We start from the raw sequence: 1,487 nt of genomic DNA, 5'->3' as shown, positions 1-1,487 counted from the left end.
CCCACCGTCGTCGTTCCCCGTGTGGTGACAATCGGCTTATCCTTCTCGATCCAGTTGCGCAACGTTGCCTGGTTGATGTCGAGCAGCGCGCCCACATGCTCGCGGGCGGCGAGTTTCGCGCCGCCGTGCTCGGCGAGGTGGTCGTGATACATCCTCACAGCCCGCTCGCGGGTCTCTGGATCGAACTTCCTTGGTGCAGCCATACCGGCATTCTCCTGGTGAGATCACGGTCTCCACCAGACCCAGGACGGTTCACCCTTCGGAATCCGACTGCATAATCACCCATCGGCCCCCTGCCTCCGCAGGCAAAGTGGTTAATCAACCACTTCGAAACCCCGCTTGGATCGTGATCACCGGTCACTCTTAGGCTGGCCCAGCCAACGTCATCCGCACATCCGACGCCAGCGCCGTGGGCCTTGCAGTTCGACGAGTAACTCGTTTTCGCAAACCGGCTATGCGCCAAGCATTCCTCAAACAGCGCGCTAGGCTCATGACATGGCATCTCCCACTTGGCGTTTCTGGGAAGTGACCGATGACGCCGGCAACTTGCAATGGCTCGGAGCAAGCCGCCCGAACACGCGCACGGCGTTGGACCGAGCGACGGTCTGGACCCTCATTCCCCACACCCGTGTCTTCGTCGCCAACTGGTTCGTCAGTGAGGCGTGGGCAGTTGAGGACAGCGGGCTGACCTTCGAAAGCGTGACTTCCACTTACGCACAGCAGATCGCGCCTGATGTAGCCCAGCCCTCCACCGAGGTCATCCGGCGAATCACGCACCCAGAGCGCTTCCTCACACTCGGCCAGGTCACCAGTTACCCCGCGATCAAGCTCCTCGGAAAGCGCGCCGACCGCATCCTGCAGGAGCGACGGTGACCACAACCAGACCGACATCGACACGAGTCCGCCCTCTGCCATGACTCCGAACTACGAACAGGCCCTCATCTCTGTCGGCCCATAGTTACCAAACTCGGGTGGGCAAGACCGCGACGAAGCTCGCCGGCCAAGCTCAGGCGTTCGCGCTACCCACCGACGACCTTCTCAGCTTGTCGATCGGGTGCCCGGTGTCCTTGATCTTCCACAGCGTTCACCCGTCGACCTCCTCGTCATCGGCGAAACCGTAGAACTGGAGTAGCGCCACGGCGGCCTCGCTCGGACCTTCGAAGTGCCGACGTCCGGCAACAGGTTCATCGAGGATCACACTCCAGTCTCCGATGTCGATGACGGCGCTCGGGATGAAGCCTCCGTTGCACTCCATGTGAATTGAGATCATGTTGGCCGGGTTCGAGTGCTGAACGTCGGCGCGGCCCGCTACGCTTCCAAGCAGGTTCCGATCTGAGTCGGTTCCAGATAACCGAGCCTCCACGAAACCCGGGCGCTTCACAGCGGACGATCGCGATCGTCACCTGGATCGAATGGAACTGCCACCGTCGCCGTCGGCAGGCCTGCATCGGTCGGTTGGCGCCCATCGGGTTCGAAGCAGGGATTAA

Annotated in this window: 2 protein-coding genes and 1 pseudogene; 1 reads left to right on the top strand and 2 read right to left on the bottom strand. The window is 61.8% G+C overall.

The window, feature by feature from the left end; genetic code table 11:
• Positions 1-203 (bottom strand): annotated as a pseudogene (locus GP2_RS20755) (IS3 family transposase); the annotation flags it as partial.
• Positions 204-495: 292 nt separating this feature from the next.
• On the opposite strand from GP2_RS20755, the gene GP2_RS20750 reads away from it, so the two are divergent.
• Entirely contained in the window at positions 496-873 is a 378-nt protein-coding gene (locus GP2_RS20750) for a hypothetical protein (RefSeq protein WP_006902619.1), read from the top strand.
• A 211-nt stretch (positions 874-1,084) separates the two neighbouring features.
• Here the strand turns inward: GP2_RS20750 and GP2_RS21770 are convergent, their stop codons facing one another.
• Positions 1,085-1,270: a hypothetical protein gene (locus GP2_RS21770; protein ID WP_157211752.1), complete on the bottom strand. Its 186-nt coding sequence runs from the start codon at positions 1,268-1,270 to the stop codon at positions 1,085-1,087.
• Positions 1,271-1,487 lie beyond the last annotated feature (217 nt).

The sequence above is a fragment of the Gordonia paraffinivorans NBRC 108238 genome (assembly GCF_000344155.1).
GTDB classification, from domain to species: Bacteria; Actinomycetota; Actinomycetes; order Mycobacteriales; family Mycobacteriaceae; genus Gordonia; species Gordonia paraffinivorans.
The sequence above is the reverse complement of the archived record's forward strand: the minus strand, read 5'-3'. Positions and strand labels throughout refer to the sequence as shown.